Genomic DNA, 16,464 nt, shown 5'->3' with positions numbered 1-16,464 from the left:
AAGGCCTTCTTCAGTGCCCGACGGACTGCGCCAAAAACTCCGCTATCAGCGATGCAACTTGCTGCTGAATTACCCCACGAGCACGCCCGCCATCCCCATCCTGACAAATAATGCCATCTCCCGGCACGTGCTCTTCGAGGATCTTCTGCGCGCCAGGCTTGCACATCGACATGAAGCTGAAATGGCTGGCGTCGCTGATCTCGACGTAACGACTTGTCGCTTGGGGTAGGCGTTTCGCCAGGTTGGAGGACTCCAACTCGGCGGGAAGCGCTCGCGACGGTACGCCAGCTGCGATCACCAGGGCGGGTACAGGCAGCGCGGCCAAGCTTTCATCGGTCAGGCCCCGTGACAGGCCCAGGTCCAATGTCACCACGGCGGTGACGCGTTTATCGCGCCAATCGGCGGCCAGTTCGGCCTTTGATTCTGGGATGCTGGCGGGATTCATCTGTTGGTAAACGGTGCAACTGCCTAACTGCGAATGGGCTTTGCAGTCTTGGGCGAAGCGCTCTGGGTCGAAGCGAGCGCCGGCGATTTCCAGGGCAGTCCAACCACCGAGTGAATGGCCCACGGCTGCAATTCGGCCATTGGCGACCCGGCCAAATTTTTCCGGTTGGGTCGTGACCGCATCGATGGCTCGGCGCAGGTCAACGGGGCGCTGCCATAGCTGCGCCGCTGCTTGCGGGCTGCGGTCATGGGTAGTGCTGCCGGGGTGGTTGAGGGCGGCGACGATGTAACCCTTTTGGGCCAAGGCGCTGGCCAGCCAAATCTGGTTGCTCCAGTTACCCCTGTAGCCATGGGAGAGCACCACCAGTGGATGTGCGTCGGCAGAGGGCGGTGCGTTACGCACGGCAGCGGCGCCGACAAACACCGCGTTATCGGCGATCAGTTGTGGGGTTGCGGTGGTTGCGGCGGGGTACCAAACGACCATCTCCAGAGCCCGACCATTGTTTGGATCCGGCAGGGTGGAGGATTGGAAACCGATGGGGTTTTCATCAGCCAATACGGTGGTTGTCAGGCAGGCCAACAACAGGGCGCCGAAAGTTGTTTTCAATGTCGTTTCTTCCTTGATCAGACGAATGGGGCTGTCGATGAGCACGGGCATTAAAGCTCAGATTCGAACCGTTGCGCACAACTTTCAGCGACCAAAATACCTAGCCCTCGAAAGCAAACTCCGAGGGGGTAAATCGGTCACGGGTATCCATCCGGATATTGCGCAGCGCCGCGGTTTCCAGGTGTGAGGCGTAGAGCGACTCCGAGAAATAGCTGATCAGAATGGAACGACGACGTGCGCCGATTACGTTCAGGCTGCCCGCGTGCACCAAATCGACATCGAATACCAGGATGTCGCCGGCGCTGCCTGAAAGCTGTACGGCGCGCGACTCGTCATTGAAGTCGAAGGGTGGGGCGTCCGGCTCGGGGCGATGGCTGCCGGGGACGAGCCGTGTCGCGCCGTTGTCGGGGCCGTAATCGTCGAAAAAAGCCAGCGCGATGGCGATGTCGCCTGGGCGTTGGGCCGACAAGTCGCGGTGCAGTTGTTGGTGGCCGCCGCCGGCAAAGGGTTCGCGGCCTTCTACTTGGGAGAGGAAGAATTGCTCACCGATCAACTCACCTGCCACCGCCAGTAGCAGGGGTAGGCGGCACACGGCTTGAATCTTCGAATCATCGTCCAGCATCGAATAGCGCCAGTCCATGCCGCGGGGCACTGGCCATTGGTCCGACGGCCGCACACCTGCATCGAACACGCTACGCAAATCAACCAGCCACTCAGTCGGGATCGCTTGACGTAGCAGGGCATAGCCGTTTTGGTGAAGTTGTTTGCGGTCAGGCATGTTGTTTTCGACTTTCTTGTGCGGACCTTTGGAAGGTTAGTAGGCAATCCAAAAGTGGAACTGCCGTAATGCTATTCCGTAAGGAAACGATGAACCCGTGGCGAGGGAGCTTGCTCCCGCTTGAGTGCGCAGCGCTCACAAAAGGGGCCGCTGCGCAGCCCAGCGGGAGCAAGCTCCCTCGCCACGGGTTGTCGGCTGGCTGGCTTATAGAGTGGAACCGGCCGGTGCCGCATCTAATCTTCGGGCAATCACATCGATCACGTCGCACCCATCGCGCAGCGGGATGCAGCAAAGCTGTGCCAGATCTTGCAAGGTCGCAGGATCGATGGTCAGTTCATCACGCATCGCCAAGTTCTCCAGGAACTGGGTGGCGGCACGGATTCGGTAGGCGGCTGAGTCGAGCAGGATGTGTAGTGGGGCGGTGGTATCGACGTAGAGGGGTTGGTCGTCGGCGTTGCTGGTGAGGCCCATATATCGGTTCATATCAATTCCTTGTGTCATGAATGAACTGCCACACTTTGTCGCCAAACAAAGGGTGACAGCTGTACGCAGGTTGGCGAACCGGTGACACAAGGAGCCGGCAGACCCGAAGGTCTCCCGCGCACAGCTGCCATAAAGCAGTTTCTGTGAGCACGAGTGTGCTTCTGCCACAGCAGAAAGCACCGTTGCACTTGTGTCAATCGGGTCGCCAAACCCGGTCGCCATCTGGGCGACGCCAAGACTATAGTCGCCACCGCAAAAAATACGCAAGGGATTGATAGGGAAGGGGATTCCCAATCATATGTAGGACGTTGCCATAGCCGTAAGTATCTGAGCTCTATGTCTTACGACTCAGCAAGCCCCTCGCTTACATCGGGCCAATTCCCAATGATATGTAGGATGTTTCTGTAGCCCAACCTCCAAGTTCCGCCCTTTACCCCCCATTTGCCCCCCGATTCATCCCACAATCCAATCGCGCATTCCCACCCGGCGCGGGATAATACGGCCCTGCTTGGGGTCACAAGCTTTCCCCTCGTTGGTATTGGCGTCTCAGAAGGATCGAACGCAATGACAGATTGGCTCCAGAGCTATGGAGAAATGGCTGAGCGGGTCCGCCGCCATTCTTGGGAGGACACGCCGCTCGGGCCGCCTGGGCAGTGGCCTGATGTGTTGAAGACCACCGTGGCGCTGAGCCTCGCCTCGCATTTTCCCCAGGCTATCGTGTGGGGGCCGGACCTGATCACGTTGTACAACGATGCGTTCCTGCCGATCCTCGGCAGCAAGCCCGAGGCGCTGGGGCGGCCATTCAATGAGGTGTGGCAGGAGGTCTGGAGCGATATCGGGCCGATCGTGTACGCGACTTTCGAAGGGCAAGCGACCTTTATAGAAAACTTCCCCTTGGTCATCGAGCGTGGCGCTGGCCCGGAGCAGGCTTATTTCACCTTCTGCTACAGCCCCATCCGTGACCAGTTCGGCAAGGTGGTAGGCATGCTGGACACGGTCACCGAGACCACATCCACGGTGTTCATGACTCAGCGCCTGGCTGTGCTGGATGCTATCGGCAATGCCGTGGCGAATGCCGCCGACCCGCAGAGCATCATGGCCGCCACCACGCGGATCCTGGCGGCGCATCTGAACCTGTCCAATTGTGCCTACGCGGACATGGATGAGGACGAGGACGGTTTCACCATTCGCGGCGATTGGGCCAGGGTGGGGTCGCCGCATATCCTTGGGCACTATAGGCTGGCTGATTTCGGCCGACTGGCGGTCACGAATCTACGGGCCGGCAAGCCGCTGGTGATCCACGACAACCTCAAGGAGCTGGCGCCGGAGGAGGCGGCGACGTTCCAGGCCATTGGCATCGCGGCCACCATCTGCGTGCCGTTGATCAAGGGCGGGCGATTGACTGCGCTGATGGCGATTCACGACAAAACGCCGCGGGTCTGGTCATCCTACGACCTGGCGCTGCTGATGGAGGTCACCGAGCGATCCTGGGCCCACATCGAGCGCGCCCGTGCCGACGCGGCCGTGCGCGAAGGCCTGGCGGCCCTGGCCGAGTTGAACGCGACGCTGGAGGAGCGGGTCGAGGAACGCACCACGCGTTTGAAACAGACCGAGGCGGCGCTGCGCCAATCGCAGAAACTCGAAGCCATCGGCCAGCTCACCGGTGGTGTCGCCCATGATTTCAACAACCTGCTGACGATCATCCGTTCTTCGGTGGACTTTTTACGCATGCCCAACCTGTCCGACGACCGTCGGCAACGCTACATGACGGCGGTTTCGGAAACGGTGGAACGCGCCTCCAAGCTGACCAGCCAGTTGCTCGCGTTTGCCCGGCGCCAGCCGTTGAAGCCGCAAGTCATCGACGTGGGCAAGCTGGTGCAGAGCCTGGGGGACATGCTGCAAACCGTCACCGGGGCGCGAATCCAGGTCAATGTCGAGTTGTGCGACCGACCTTGTTATATCCGCGCGGATTTGAGCCAGTTCGAAACGGCATTGATCAACATGGCCCTCAACGCCCGGGATGCCATGAATGGCCAGGGCACGCTGTGGCTTCGGGTCAGTTGCGGCGGTGGCATGCCGCCGATCCGTGGTCATGCCGGGGCCGGGCAATCCTTTGCCGCCATTGCCTTGGCTGACACTGGTACCGGTATTGACTCGCCAGTGCTCGAGCACATCTTCGAACCCTTCTTCACCACCAAGGAAGTGGGCAAGGGCACGGGGCTGGGCTTGTCCCAGGTGTTTGGCTTTGCCAAGCAGTCCGGTGGCAACGTCGATGTTTCCACCGTGGTGGGCGAGGGGACGGTGTTCACGTTGTACCTTCCGGAGGTGGCGCCCGAAAAAAACCACGAGCCGGTCAGGGAAGAGGTTACGCACTTGGTGCTGGAAAAGGGCAAGCGCCGGGTGTTGATCGTGGAAGACAACCTGGAGGTGGGGCGTTTTGCCAACCAGATCCTCCAGGACCTGGGCTACGAAACCGCCTGGGCGACCAACGCTGAAGAAGCGCTGGAAATGGTCGGGCCGGATGCGATGGCATTCGACGCGGTATTTTCTGACGTGGTGATGCCGGGCATCAGCGGTATCGCCCTGGCCCGGGAACTGCGCCAGCGCCGCCCGGACCTGCCGGTGGTGCTCACCTCCGGCTACAGCGAAGAGTTGGCCCACAGTGGGCATGAGGGCTTTGAATTCTTGTCCAAACCCTATTCAGCCGACCAGGTTTCCCGGGTTTTGAACCGGACGATGTTGGGCGCTGAATGAGTGTTTCTTTTCTGAAACAGTGAGTTCCATTCGTCGGCGAGGGGCTTTGTTGAATCAACAGTCTGTTGATGACCGACTAGTCTCATTGACGTGAAGGTCAATATTGTCAGGCAACCGTTTGTTGTCGGTATGGACCTCAATGAAAGGGGAAAGGCAATGGGAGCACCGTACAGCGAGGATAACGGAGCCGCGTATCCGATCAATGAAGGGTTGCAGTGTGGCCAGTCGGCCTATCATGCAGATTTTGGCGACGAACCGATCAAGTCCATCAGGACGAAGGTGGCCAAGGTGCAGCGAGGGGAGAAGGCCAAGTTTTTGCCCAGGGTTCCGGTCAAGAAGTGACGGGAATCGTGACCAGAGATCGTTCCCACCGGACGGTGTAGAAGCTGCGTAGGAGCTGTCGAGTGCAACGAGGCTGCGATCTTTTCCCAGACAGTTGAGTCTCAAGCGAAAGATCAAAAGATCAAAAGATCGCAGCCTTCGGCAGCTCCTACGGGGAGCATTCCGGTCTTTACATAAATATTTTTCATCTTTTCTCAACCGGCGGTTTCTTTCACGTTTCTTTCACAAGCAGGTACGTACTCTGAGCTCATCCGTTAGAAAGCAGTACCTGCCCGTTTCCCCAGCGGGCTTTTTTTTGCCTGTCATAAAATAATCCGCCGTTTCGTTGTCCAACCGTCATGGCTGGCGCTGTGTGGCGTAAACTCGCGCCCGCGCGCACCGGCCATTTCTCCCCGATGCGGCATTCTTGAGGTTTCTATCATGCGTTTGACTTTGTCCACCTTGGTACTGGGGCTGGTGGTTGCCCAGGGCGCGATGGCTGCCGGCGACGGTACCGCTGCAGTCGGCGGTGGTCTGGGCGGTGTGTTGGGCAACGTGGTCGGCCAGCAAATGGGCGGCAGCACAGGCGCGGCGATTGGCGCCGGTGTCGGCGGCGCAGCCGGCAGCGCCGTGGGCGCGCGCAAAGGCAGCCGCACGGAAGCCGCTATCGGCGGTGGCCTGGGCTCGGCCGGTGGTTCGATTGTCGGTAACCGCCTGGGCGGCTCCACCGGCTCCACCATCGGCGCAGGCATCGGTGGCGCGGCGGGCGGCGCGTTGGGCAGCAACCTGTCCAATGACAACGACGGTCACTCCAGTGGCAAGAAGCACAAGCACAAGAGAAAGCATCGTTAAGCGGATGCTTGGATGAATAGAACCGGCGTTGTGCCGTAATGCTGTTCACTTAGAAAAACGGCGCTTCTTTCAGAAATAGGAAGCGCCGTTTTTTTGGGCTTCTTTTTGACGGCGTGTCGAGATCAGGAGCCCAAGGCAAGAAGAACAGGCAGGTCCAGCCGCTGTGTAACTGCGCCACCGCTATCGCGAGCAAGCTCGCTCCCACACAGGGGAACGATTGCCACCCCCCCGCCTCAAACTCATACATCCATCAGCAATCACGAGGTGTGCCATGACGCCGGAAACCGAAGGCAAGGAAGAAAAAGGCCCGACGGGCGTCCCCTTCATCAATGATCCGGGCCCCAACGACCCGGGCAATGAAGATCCCGGCTCCTTGATGGATGATGCAAAGGTGCCCTTGCTCGACGATGAAGACGCTGAACTCGAGGACGAGTCCTACGATTGAAGTCGCTCAAGCTGATCCCCCGCATTCTGTAAGCCGCAGGACAGCTGCGCGCGCCTGCCAGGAGGTTATATGACTGCCAATTCCCCCGCCCCCAACGACGAAGAAACCCCGGAATACCCGCTGCCATCGCCCACCAACCCGCTGAGCCGCGACCAGCTCCCTCCCGATGACGATGCCGGCGTGGAGCAGGTACCCAGCGACGATGAGGATATCGAGGCGACCCCGGATGATCCGGACATCGCCGGTGACGATGCCTCCGGCAAGCCGAGCTGATCGGCAGGGCCGCCCGTCGATCCAGTGGCACCATCGCCCCGTCACACATGCCACACATCAGGTAAGTACCTTGAAAAGGAGACTCACCATGATGAAGTCCAACATGACAGCGCTGACACTCGCCGGGATTCTTTCGGTTAGTTCGTTGGCCGCTTTCGCACAATCTTCGAGCGGCACGCCCCCCGTGGACAAGGGCGGGATGCCACCTTCCTCGGAAATGGAGGCCGGCTCCAAATCCGGTGCCAGCGGTAACGCCTTGCCGCCAGGCTCCGTAGGAGGCGGCAATGGCGGCGATGCCAGCGGCAGCAGCACCAGTCCCGGTACAGGCAGCGGTTCGATGAGTGGCGGCAGCACGATGGGCGGTGCCGACGCCGGCGGCGGCACCAATGGCGGAACCGGTACCAGTGACAGCGGTGGCAGCTCGGGCGGCAGCGGCTCGGGATCGGGCGGCTCCGGCAGCTCGGGTCAATAACCACTGCGTCGTCATCCAACACCGATCCGCTGTTGTGGCGAGGGAGCTTGCTCCCGCTGGGGTGCGTAGGAGCTGTCGAGTGCAACGAGGCTGCGATCTTTCCAAAGACACTTGAATCTCAAGCGAAAGATCAAAAGATCGCAGGCTTCGCCAGCTCCTACAGAACCGAGCGGGCGCAAGCTCCCTCGCCACAAAACCCCGCTCATGGATTTCCCATTGCCGGTTCCAAGCCCCCTTCGTTATGCTGCTGAATCCTTTAAGGCGAACACGCCACTCTGGCCGCACCTGAGCCATCCCTGGAATGTTGTGTTGATAACGGATCAGATGCGATGAATGCACCGCTGAAAGAGTTTGGCCCGATCAAGGCTGTAATTTTCGACATGGACGGACTGTTGCTGGACACCGAGGGGATCTACACCGAGGTTACGTCCATCATCGCCGAGCGCTACGGGCGCACGTTCGACTGGAGCGTCAAGCAGAACATCATCGGTCGCGGGGCCACGGACCTGGCCAATTACGTCGTCCAGGCGCTGGAATTACCGATCACCCCCCAGGAATTCCTGGTCATCCGCGAGCCCTTGATGCGCGAGCGTTTTCCTAATGCCTTGGGCATGCCCGGCGCCGAGGAGCTGGTGCGGCATCTGAAGGCCCACAACATTCCGATTGCGGTGGGGACCAGTTCGTCGAGCCCGACGTTCGAGCTGAAAACCACGTTGCACCGGGATTGGTTCGCATTGTTCGATTGCATCGTGACGGCGGACGATCCGGAAGTCGGTGCGGCGAAACCCGCGCCGGATATCTTCCTCACCGCCGCCCGGCGCCTGGGTGTCGAGCCGCGCGACTGCCTGGTGTTCGAGGATTCCCCGTTCGGCGTGACAGCCGCGAAAGCCGCCGGCATGACCGCCATTGCCATTCCGGACTCGGCCATGGCGGACGAAAAATACGCCCACGCCGACGGGATCATCCGCTCCTTGAGAATGTTCCAGCCAAGCCTTTGCGGTTTGCCGGAATTGGAGTGGGCCTGAAGAAAGGGCTGCTGCGCCCGAAGCGTCGGACCGGCCCAGCGGGAGCAAGCTCCCTCGCCACAATGAACAGCTGGATCAGGCGCCAAAACCACCGTCGATGGTCAGGCTGGCACCGGTGATATAACCGGCTTCCGGCCCTGCCAGGTAAGCGACGAAGCTGGCGATTTCATCGACGTTGCCGTAGCGCCCGACGGCCATCAGCGACAGCAGGCTGGAGGCGAAGTCGCTGTCGGCCGGGTTCATGTCGGTGTCCACCGGGCCCGGCTGCACGTTGTTGACGGTGATGCCGCGCGGGCCGAGGTCACGGGCCAGGCCTTTGGTCAGGCCCACCAGCGCGGATTTGCTCATGGCGTACGTGGCGCCGCCAGCGAAGGGCATGCGGTCGGCGTTGGTGCTGCCGATGTTGATGACGCGTCCGCCTTCGGTCATGTGCCTCGCGGCCGCCTGGGTGGCGACGAACACGCTGCGCACGTTGACGGCCAGGGTCTGGTCGAAATCTTCGAGTTTGAATTCATCCAGCGGCCCCATGGCCAGCACGCCCGCGTTGTTGACCAGGATGTCCAACCGGCCAAACGCCTCGACGGTGGCGGCGACGGCGTTACGCACGGCATCGGCGTCGGCACTGTCCGCCTTGATCGCCAGGGCCTTGCCGCCGGCGGCGATGATGCTGTTCTGCAATTCTTCAGACTTGGCGCCAGAGCTGACGTAGGTGAAGGCCACCGCTGCGCCTTCTGCGGCAAGGCGTTTGACGATGGCGGCGCCGATGCCGCGAGAACCGCCTTGGATCAAGGCGACTTTACCGATCAGTGCTGGGTTACTCATGATGTTCTCCAAAAGTGCCGGGGCGAGGTGCCGCGGTGATGGGGCGAGTATCAAGAAGCCGTCATGAACTGTGTAGACCGCCATTGCTATAGTCTGTCTAAACCAAAAGTTTAGAGTGGCGCTTATGGAGACCTTCAACAGTATCGAATGCTTCGTGCGTAGCGCCGAAGTCGGCAGCTTTGCCGAGGCGGCGCGCCGCTTGAGCGTGACCCCAGCGGCGGTGGGTAAAAGCGTCGCCAAGCTGGAAGCGCGCATGGGGGTACGGCTGTTCCAGCGTAGCACCCGCAGCCTGAGGCTGACCGAAGCCGGCCAGTTGTTCCTGCGGGAAGTCAGCAGCAGCTTCAACACCATCCAGAACGCCGTTGCCAACCTGGCCAGTGCTGGCGGGCAACCGGCGGGGACGCTGAAGGTGAGCATGGGCACGGCGTTCGGTCGATTGTATGTCGTGCCATTGCTGGGGGAGTTTTTGCGGCGCTACCCGGCCATCAGCCCGGACTGGCATTTCGATAACCGCCAGGTGGACCTGATCGGCCAGGGCTTCGATGCTGCTATCGGTGGCGGCTTCGAGCTGCCCCAGGGTGTGGTGGCGCGCAAGTTGACAGTGGCCCATCGGGTATTGGTTGCCTCAACGGACTATCTGCAAATCCATGCCCCGGTGACAGAGCCGGAAGATCTGTCACAGCACCAAGGCATCCTGATTCGTTCGCCACAAACCGGGCGCGTGCGTTCCTGGCAACTGACCAGCCGCACCCAGCAGCACAGCCCGCTCATGCTCAAGACCCGCATGACCATGAGTGATTCAGAGGCCGACTGCGCGGCTGCGGCCCAAGGGCTGGGCATCGGGCTGGTGAGCATGCCGGTGGCCGTGCCTTATCTGGAATCCAGCGCGTTGCAACGGGTGCTGCCGGACTGGTACGTCGATGACGGCAACATCTCCATCTACTATGCCGAACACAAGTTGCTGCCGGGCAAGACCCGGGCGTTCGTGGATTTCATCATCGAGCAGTTTGCCGAACAGGGGTTGGCCAAGCGGTTCAGTGCGGTTTGAGCCAGGCTCTGGACCGCGTAGACCCCCTTCGCGAGCAGGCTCGCTCCCACACTGGTTTTGTAGCGACCACACATGTTGTGATCATCAAAAATCCCTGTGGGAGCGAGCCTGCTCGCGAAGGGGGCGATGCGGTCTAACGCCGTGCACTCACCGCCCAAACCGCCCCGGCCAGCCAATGATGGTCTTGGGCCGCGGCGTCGCATAGGTGCGTACTTTCGAGGTCGACAACCCCAGCCGCACCAGCGCTTCGGCAATGGTCACCGCCGCCGTTACCCCATCGACCACCGGCACCCCGGTGCGCTGGCGGATCTGCTCATCGAGCCCGGCCATGCCGCCGCAACCCAGGCAGATCACTTCGGCCTTGTCCTGGCTGACCGCCAGTTCGGCCTGCCGCACGATGGCTTCAACCGCCCGTTGCGGATCCTGCTCCAGTTCCAGCACCGCCAGGCCGCTGGCCCGTACCGAGGCGCAGCGGTCGAACAGGCCGGAGAGCTTGAGCCGGTCTTCGATCAGCGGCACGGTGCGGTCCAGGGTGGTGACCACCGAATAAGCGTGGCCGAGGAACATGGCGGTGCTGGCGCCCGCATCGGTGATGTCCACCACCGGCACGTTCAGCAGTTCCTGCAGGCCTTCGCGGCCATGCTCGCCGTAGCCAGCCTGGATCACCGCGTCGAACGGCTGGTCGTAGGACATCACCCGGTCCATCACCGCGATGGCCGCCAGGTAGCTTTCAAAATTGCCCTCGATGGAGTCGGCGCCGAAATGCGGCGTGAGCCCGACGATCTCGGTGCCCGGCGCGGCCACGGCCTGGGCCTGGCGGGCGATGGCTTGGGTGATGGATTCGGTGGTGTTGACGTTGACCACGAGAATTCGCATGAGCTGTCCTCCTTAACACAGAAAAGTAAGCGGCCCGAACCTGGCGGGCCGTCTTGAGCGATCAATGATGGACGTTATCCACAGCGATGGACTCACCGCTGACGTCCTCGTAATACGGCTGGCGCTTGGCGATGATGAGGTACAACAGCCCTGCAATCGAAGCGCCAATCAGCCAGGAAAACGGTGAAACGGCGTCAAAACCAGGCACCAGGGCCAGGATGATGGCGATCAGCGCGGCCGGAATGAACGCCGCCACCGCACGCAGGTTGACCCCGTTGCTGTAGAAATACGCACCGTTTGGGTCCTCGCTGTACAGTTGCGGCACGTTGATGCGGCCTTTTCGCAGTAGCCAGTAATCGACCATGATCACGCCATACAGCGGCCCGAGCAGGGCGCCGAGGCCGGACAGGAAATACACGATCACCAGCGGGCTGTTGTAGAGGTTCCACGGCAGGATCAGCACGGCGATGGCGGCGCTGATCAGCCCGGCGCGGCGGAAGGTCAGGTACTTGGGCGCCAGGTTGCTGAGCACGAAGGCCGGGGCGACGAAGTTGGCCATGATGTTCACCGCCACGGTGACGATCAGGAAGGCCAGGCAACCCAACACAAGGAAAAAGGTGTTGGGGATCGAGGCAATCACCTGGGTCGGGCTTTCAATGATCTGCCCGTTGATCTGGAACTGCGCGCCGCAGAGCAGGATGGTGATCCCGGCAAACACCAGGATGTTCACCGGCAGGCCCCAGAAATTGCCGACGATAATGGTCCGGCGGCACGGCGAGGAGCGGGCGAAGTCGCAGAAATTGAGAATCAGCGTGCCATAGATCGACAGCCACAGCGCGCCGCCGGCAAAGATATTGCGCCACATTTCACCACCGGTCAGCGGCTCGCGGATCGACCAGGCAATGGTGGCGCCGGCCTGGGTGTACATCCAACCGGCCAGGGCCGCGACGGTCACCAGGATCACTGGGCCGGCAAAGCCTTCATAACGGCGCACCATCTCCATGCCGTAGGCCAGGATCACCAGTTGCACGAACCAGATCGCCACGAAACACACCCAGCCCAGGCTCGACAGGCCGAGGATCGAGTCGCGGTCGTAGTCGGCAAAGCCGGGATGGATCGCCACCAGCAACACGCGGAACACCACCGAGGCCAGGTAGGTCTGGATTCCGAACCAGGCAATGGCGATGACCGCCCTGATCAATGCCGGAATCTGCGCGCCGTGAATGCCGAAGCTGATCCGGCTGATCACCGGAAACGGCACCCCGGTTTTCTGGCCCATATAGCCGGACAGGTTCATGAAGCCATACACCAGCGCCGCGCCTATTCCCAAGGACAGCAAGATCTGCCAGCCACCCAGGCCCAAGGCATAGAGGCCGATGGCGAAGGAATAGTTGGCGATGTTGTGCACGTCGTTGGTCCACAGGGCAAAGATGCTGTAGCGGCCCCAGCGGCGACCTTCGGCCTTGGTCGGCGCCAGGTCTTTGTTGTGCAGCCTCGGGCTCAGGGCCAGGGACGCGGCGGTGTGGTCATCGAGGGCAGGGGTGGAGGAGGGCAGATCCAGCGCGATGTTATTGGAGAGACTTGTACGCATTCCGGCAGGCTCCTGATTCTCGGCGCAGCGATGACTGTGCATGAGCGCGGGGCTCGACAAATCTTCGTCGCGGCGGGCGAGCATCATTGGTTACGGGGCATCTGCAGCCTGTACGGGATAGGGCGCTTCAGGCTTGCGGATCTAAAGTGTGTGTATGTTTTATAGATGTTGTATACAAAACACTTGTCGACTTAAGCCAGATTTATGCCACTTACGGGTCTATCCGCTGGGGCGATAATTTCGTTTTGTTATGTATGTTTAATAACTAACTGAAATACGGCGATTTAAAACTGACCGTTTAAACAGGTATTTATTTTTTGGCGAACGCCAATTGAGAAAGAAGAACAGATAAAGCGAGAGGGTAGGTGTAACCTTTCGGGGCACTTACAGGGTAAGTGCACACAAAAATGGCACTTGTGGTGACATTTTTGTGTACAGGGTTTGGCGGACGCTTAGACGGTCTTGGATTTGGCGATGATATTCCCGGCGTGCAGCCCGCATTCTTTCTGCGTGGCTTCTTCCCACCACCAGCGGCCTTCGCGCTCGTGCTGGTTCGGCAGCACCGGGCGGGTGCAAGGTTCGCAGCCTATGCTGATGAAGCCGCGTTCATGCAGGCTGTTGTAAGGTAGTTCGAGCATGCGGATGTAACCCCAGACTTCTTCACTGGTCATCTGCGACAGCGGGTTGAACTTGTACAGGGTGCGCTCGGGGGTGGAGAACGCCGTGTCGATTTCCAGCACCGCCACTTGGCTGCGGGTGCCGGGGCTCTGGTCGCGGCGTTGGCCGGTGGCCCAGGCGCGGACATCGGTCAGTTTGCGCCGCAGCGGCTCGATCTTGCGAATGCCGCAGCACTCGCCATGACCGTCCTTGTAGAAGCTGAACAGGCCTTTTTCCTTCACGAAGGGTTCAAGTTTCGTGTAGTCCGGCGACACCAGTTCGATGTCGATCTTGTAGTGCTCGCGCACCTGGTCGATGAAGCGATAGGTCTCCGGGTGCAGGCGACCGGTGTCGAGGCTGAACACCTTGACGTTCTTGTTCAGTTTCCAGGCCATGTCCACCAGCACCACGTCTTCGGCGCCGCTGAAGGATATCCACAGCTCGTCGCCGAATTCGGCGAAGGCCAGCTTGAGGATGTCCTGCGGGGACTTGTTGGCATAGGTCGTGGCGAGTTCCACGACGTCAAACGATGGGCTCATCAGGGCGGTTTCCTACAGGTCGGTGGCGCTGGGCGCTCTATATGGGGCTGATGGTAACAAAAGCTGTCGGGGCTGGCGCGTTCCTGTGCGTTGCGTGGGCTTCGCCGAATGGCTAGAGTCGGCAGGCATTTTGTTCGCTCAACCGATAAACATCAGAAAAAATGGGAGTGTCTCGTGGAAATTGCCTGTCTCGACCTGGAAGGTGTGCTGGTCCCGGAGATCTGGATCGCCTTCGCTGAAAAAACCGGGATTGACTCCCTCAGGGCAACCACTCGGGACATTCCCGACTACGACGTGCTGATGAAGCAACGGTTGCGCATCCTCGACGAGCACGGCCTCAAGCTCTCCGACATTCAGGAAGTCATCGCCACCCTCAAGCCGTTGGACGGCGCCATCGAGTTCGTCGACTGGCTGCGCGAGCGCTTCCAGGTGGTGATTCTGTCCGACACGTTCTACGAGTTTTCCCAGCCGTTGATGCGCCAGTTGGGCTTTCCGACCTTGCTCTGCCATCGTCTGATTACCGATGACACTGGACGGGTGACGGGCTACCAGTTGCGTCAGAAAGATCCCAAGCGCCAGTCGGTTTTGGCTTTCAAGAGCCTGTATTACCGGGTGATTGCGGCGGGGGATTCCTACAACGACACCACGATGCTGGGCGAAGCCGACGCCGGGATTCTGTTCCATGCGCCAGAGAACGTGATCCGCGAGTTCCCGCAATTCCCGGCAGTGCACACGTTTGCCGAGTTGAAGCAGGAATTCCTCAAGGCTTCGAACCGCAATCTGAGCCTGTAAACCTGAGCAGGTTGATCGTTCCCACGCTCCGCGTGGGAATGCCGCCCTGGACGCTCTGCGTCCGCTTGTAACGCAGAGCGTCACCGGATGCATTCCCACGCGGAGCGTGGGAACGATCAGCGAGGTCCTAAAGATTCTAAGGTTTCGAGCAACACCCGAACCTTGGTAATCGACTCCTGATACTCGGCCTCCCAGTCCGAATCCGCGACAATCCCGCCGCCGCCCCAGCAGCACACCTGCCCATCCTTGACCAGCAAACTGCGGATGGCGATGGAGCTGTCCATTTCCCCGCGTACGTCCAGGTACAGCAACGAGCCGCAATACAGCCCACGCCGGGTCGGTTCGAGTTCGTCGATGATTTGCATGGCGCGGATTTTCGGCGCGCCGGTGATCGAGCCACCGGGGAAGCTGCCGGCGATCAGGTCCAGGGCGTCCTTATCCACAGCCAGTTCGCCGGTCACGCTGCTGACCAAGTGATGCACGTTCGGGTAGCTTTCCAGGCTGAAGAGCTCCGGTACCCGCACCGAGCCGATGCGGCAGGTGCGGCCCAGGTCGTTGCGCAGCAGGTCGACGATCATCAGGTTTTCCGCCCGGTCCTTGGGGCTGGCCAGCAGCTCGGCGGCGTGGGCCGCGTCTTCCTTGGGCGTTGTGCCGCGGGGGCGAGTGCCCTTGATCGGCCGGGTTTCCACCTGGCCTTCGCTGACCTTGACGAACCGCTCTGGGGACAGGCTCAGCACCGCGCCGCCCTCCGGCAGGCTCTGGAAGCCGGAAAACGGCGTCGGGCACGCCGCTCGCAGCGCCTGGTAGGCGGCCCAGGCATCACCCTGGCAAGGGGCGCGAAAGCGTTGGGCAAAGTTGACCTGATAGCAGTCGCCGGCCTGGATGTACGCCTGGATGCGTTCGAACGCCTGTCGATAGGCTTCGGCGCTGAGGTCCGGTGTCATCGGTCCTTCAAGGCTGAACGGCGGAACGGATGCCGGTGTCAGTTGGCTGAACAGCGCGATCAGGCGCTGGCGTTCGCTTTCGCCACAATGGGGGTGGAACACCAGTTGGCTGGTGCCCGCCTGATGGTCGCTGACCAACGCCCAGTCGTACACGCCGAAACGCGCATCGGGCAATTGCAGGTCATCCTGGGCGTGGGACGGCAGGGCTTCGAGGTGTCGGCCGAAGTCATAGCTCAAGTAGCCGATCAGGCCACCGGCGAAGGGCAATTGCACTGTGGCCGGCAGTACCGCGTCGCCCAGTTGCGTCAGATGAGTACGCAGGCGTTGCAGGAAATCGCTGCCGCTCTCGTCCGGTAGCACCGCCAGTTGTGCCAATGGCCAGGCACTGAGCAGGTCGTAACGCCCACGCCCGGCGCTTGGCCGGCCACTGTCGAGCAGCACGCTGCCCGGGGCATGACGGATCGCCGCAAAGTATTCGGCAGGGTTGGCGCGGTAGGGCAACGGGTGTACGGAGCAGGTTGGCATGGGCGGGGCGGGTCGGCCGTTCAGGCGGGGGAGCGATTGTAATCCCCTGTAGGATTTGCTCCTAGAGGGATGTCGGAGATGGACATGTCTGGGGGGATCGACGATATCTGTGGCAAAAGCGCTTGCTCCCGCAGGATTGCGCCCGTAGGAGCTGACGAGCGAAGCGAGGCTGCGATCTTGTCCCAGCCACTTGAGTCTCAAGCGAAAGATCAAGAT

The 16,464-nt window shown here is 60.9% G+C and carries 17 protein-coding genes; 9 read left to right on the top strand and 8 right to left on the bottom strand.

Features of this window, described 5'->3' with window-relative positions:
* Positions 1 to 10: 10 nt before the first annotated feature.
* From AD659_RS17995 to AD659_RS17985, 3 genes are all read right to left on the bottom strand, one after another.
* Positions 11 to 1,051 carry an alpha/beta hydrolase family protein gene (locus AD659_RS17995; RefSeq protein WP_053124179.1) on the bottom strand — a complete coding sequence of 347 codons (1,041 nt, stop codon included), beginning with the start codon at positions 1,049 to 1,051 and terminating at the stop codon, positions 11 to 13.
* 100 nt (positions 1,052 to 1,151) lie between these two features.
* Positions 1,152 to 1,829, bottom strand: coding sequence for a phytanoyl-CoA dioxygenase family protein (locus tag AD659_RS17990; RefSeq protein ID WP_053123693.1), 678 nt, complete (start codon positions 1,827 to 1,829; stop codon positions 1,152 to 1,154).
* A 204-nt stretch (positions 1,830 to 2,033) separates the two neighbouring features.
* Positions 2,034 to 2,312, bottom strand: a complete 279-nt coding sequence (locus AD659_RS17985; protein ID WP_053123691.1) for a hypothetical protein — start codon at positions 2,310 to 2,312, stop codon at positions 2,034 to 2,036.
* A 564-nt stretch (positions 2,313 to 2,876) separates the two neighbouring features.
* Between AD659_RS17985 and AD659_RS17980 the strand changes: the two genes are divergently transcribed.
* The 7 genes from AD659_RS17980 (at position 2,877) to AD659_RS17955 (ending at position 8,454) form a co-directional block, all read left to right on the top strand.
* The gene (locus AD659_RS17980; RefSeq protein ID WP_053123689.1) at positions 2,877 to 5,066 is read left to right on the top strand and encodes a GAF domain-containing hybrid sensor histidine kinase/response regulator; all 2,190 of its coding nucleotides are present in this window, start codon (positions 2,877 to 2,879) and stop codon (positions 5,064 to 5,066) included.
* A gap of 90 nt (positions 5,067 to 5,156) precedes the next feature.
* Positions 5,157 to 5,408, top strand: a complete 252-nt coding sequence (locus AD659_RS17975; RefSeq protein WP_231987642.1) for a hypothetical protein — start codon at positions 5,157 to 5,159, stop codon at positions 5,406 to 5,408.
* Between the two features lie 420 nt (positions 5,409 to 5,828).
* Positions 5,829 to 6,239, top strand: a complete 411-nt coding sequence (locus AD659_RS17970; protein ID WP_053123687.1) for a glycine zipper domain-containing protein — start codon at positions 5,829 to 5,831, stop codon at positions 6,237 to 6,239.
* 271 nt (positions 6,240 to 6,510) lie between these two features.
* Positions 6,511 to 6,684, top strand: coding sequence for a hypothetical protein (locus AD659_RS30000; protein ID WP_167352832.1), 174 nt, complete (start codon positions 6,511 to 6,513; stop codon positions 6,682 to 6,684).
* A 69-nt stretch (positions 6,685 to 6,753) separates the two neighbouring features.
* Entirely contained in the window at positions 6,754 to 6,957 is a 204-nt protein-coding gene (locus AD659_RS17965) for a hypothetical protein (protein WP_053123685.1), read from the top strand.
* 88 nt (positions 6,958 to 7,045) lie between these two features.
* Entirely contained in the window at positions 7,046 to 7,429 is a 384-nt protein-coding gene (locus tag AD659_RS17960) for a hypothetical protein (protein ID WP_053123683.1), read from the top strand.
* A 329-nt stretch (positions 7,430 to 7,758) separates the two neighbouring features.
* Entirely contained in the window at positions 7,759 to 8,454 is a 696-nt protein-coding gene (locus AD659_RS17955; protein WP_053123681.1) for an HAD-IA family hydrolase, read from the top strand.
* Between the two features lie 75 nt (positions 8,455 to 8,529).
* Here the strand turns inward: AD659_RS17955 and AD659_RS17950 are convergent, their stop codons facing one another.
* Positions 8,530 to 9,276 (bottom strand): 3-oxoacyl-ACP reductase family protein, encoded by a 747-nt coding sequence (locus tag AD659_RS17950; RefSeq protein WP_053123679.1) that lies wholly within the window; start codon positions 9,274 to 9,276, stop codon positions 8,530 to 8,532.
* 124 nt (positions 9,277 to 9,400) lie between these two features.
* Here AD659_RS17950 and AD659_RS17945 point away from each other — a divergent pair, with 124 nt between their 5' ends.
* Entirely contained in the window at positions 9,401 to 10,324 is a 924-nt protein-coding gene (locus AD659_RS17945) for a LysR family transcriptional regulator (protein ID WP_053123677.1), read from the top strand.
* A 147-nt stretch (positions 10,325 to 10,471) separates the two neighbouring features.
* Here the strand turns inward: AD659_RS17945 and AD659_RS17940 are convergent, their stop codons facing one another.
* The 3 genes from AD659_RS17940 to AD659_RS17930 all read right to left on the bottom strand — a co-directional run bounded on the left by AD659_RS17940 (position 10,472) and on the right by AD659_RS17930 (position 13,987).
* Complete coding sequence (locus tag AD659_RS17940; RefSeq protein WP_053123675.1) at positions 10,472 to 11,200, bottom strand: aspartate/glutamate racemase family protein; 729 nt, start codon at positions 11,198 to 11,200, stop codon at positions 10,472 to 10,474.
* 61 nt (positions 11,201 to 11,261) lie between these two features.
* Entirely contained in the window at positions 11,262 to 12,791 is a 1,530-nt protein-coding gene (locus AD659_RS17935) for an NCS1 family nucleobase:cation symporter-1 (protein ID WP_053123673.1), read from the bottom strand.
* A gap of 452 nt (positions 12,792 to 13,243) precedes the next feature.
* Positions 13,244 to 13,987, bottom strand: a complete 744-nt coding sequence (locus AD659_RS17930; protein WP_013693959.1) for a phosphoadenylyl-sulfate reductase — start codon at positions 13,985 to 13,987, stop codon at positions 13,244 to 13,246.
* 174 nt (positions 13,988 to 14,161) lie between these two features.
* Between AD659_RS17930 and thrH the strand changes: the two genes are divergently transcribed.
* Positions 14,162 to 14,779 carry a bifunctional phosphoserine phosphatase/homoserine phosphotransferase ThrH gene (gene thrH / locus AD659_RS17925; RefSeq protein ID WP_053123672.1) on the top strand — a complete coding sequence of 206 codons (618 nt, stop codon included), beginning with the start codon at positions 14,162 to 14,164 and terminating at the stop codon, positions 14,777 to 14,779.
* A gap of 116 nt (positions 14,780 to 14,895) precedes the next feature.
* On the opposite strand, the gene pabB is transcribed toward thrH, so the two are convergent.
* A complete protein-coding gene (pabB, locus tag AD659_RS17920) occupies positions 14,896 to 16,248 on the bottom strand; it encodes an aminodeoxychorismate synthase component I (protein ID WP_053123669.1) in 1,353 nt (450 codons plus the stop codon).
* Between the last annotated feature and the right edge of the window lie 216 nt (positions 16,249 to 16,464).

The sequence above is a fragment of the Pseudomonas thivervalensis genome (assembly GCF_001269655.1).
Classification (GTDB): Bacteria; Pseudomonadota; Gammaproteobacteria; order Pseudomonadales; family Pseudomonadaceae; genus Aquipseudomonas; species Aquipseudomonas thivervalensis.
The sequence above is the reverse complement of the archived record's forward strand: the minus strand, read 5'-3'. Positions and strand labels throughout refer to the sequence as shown.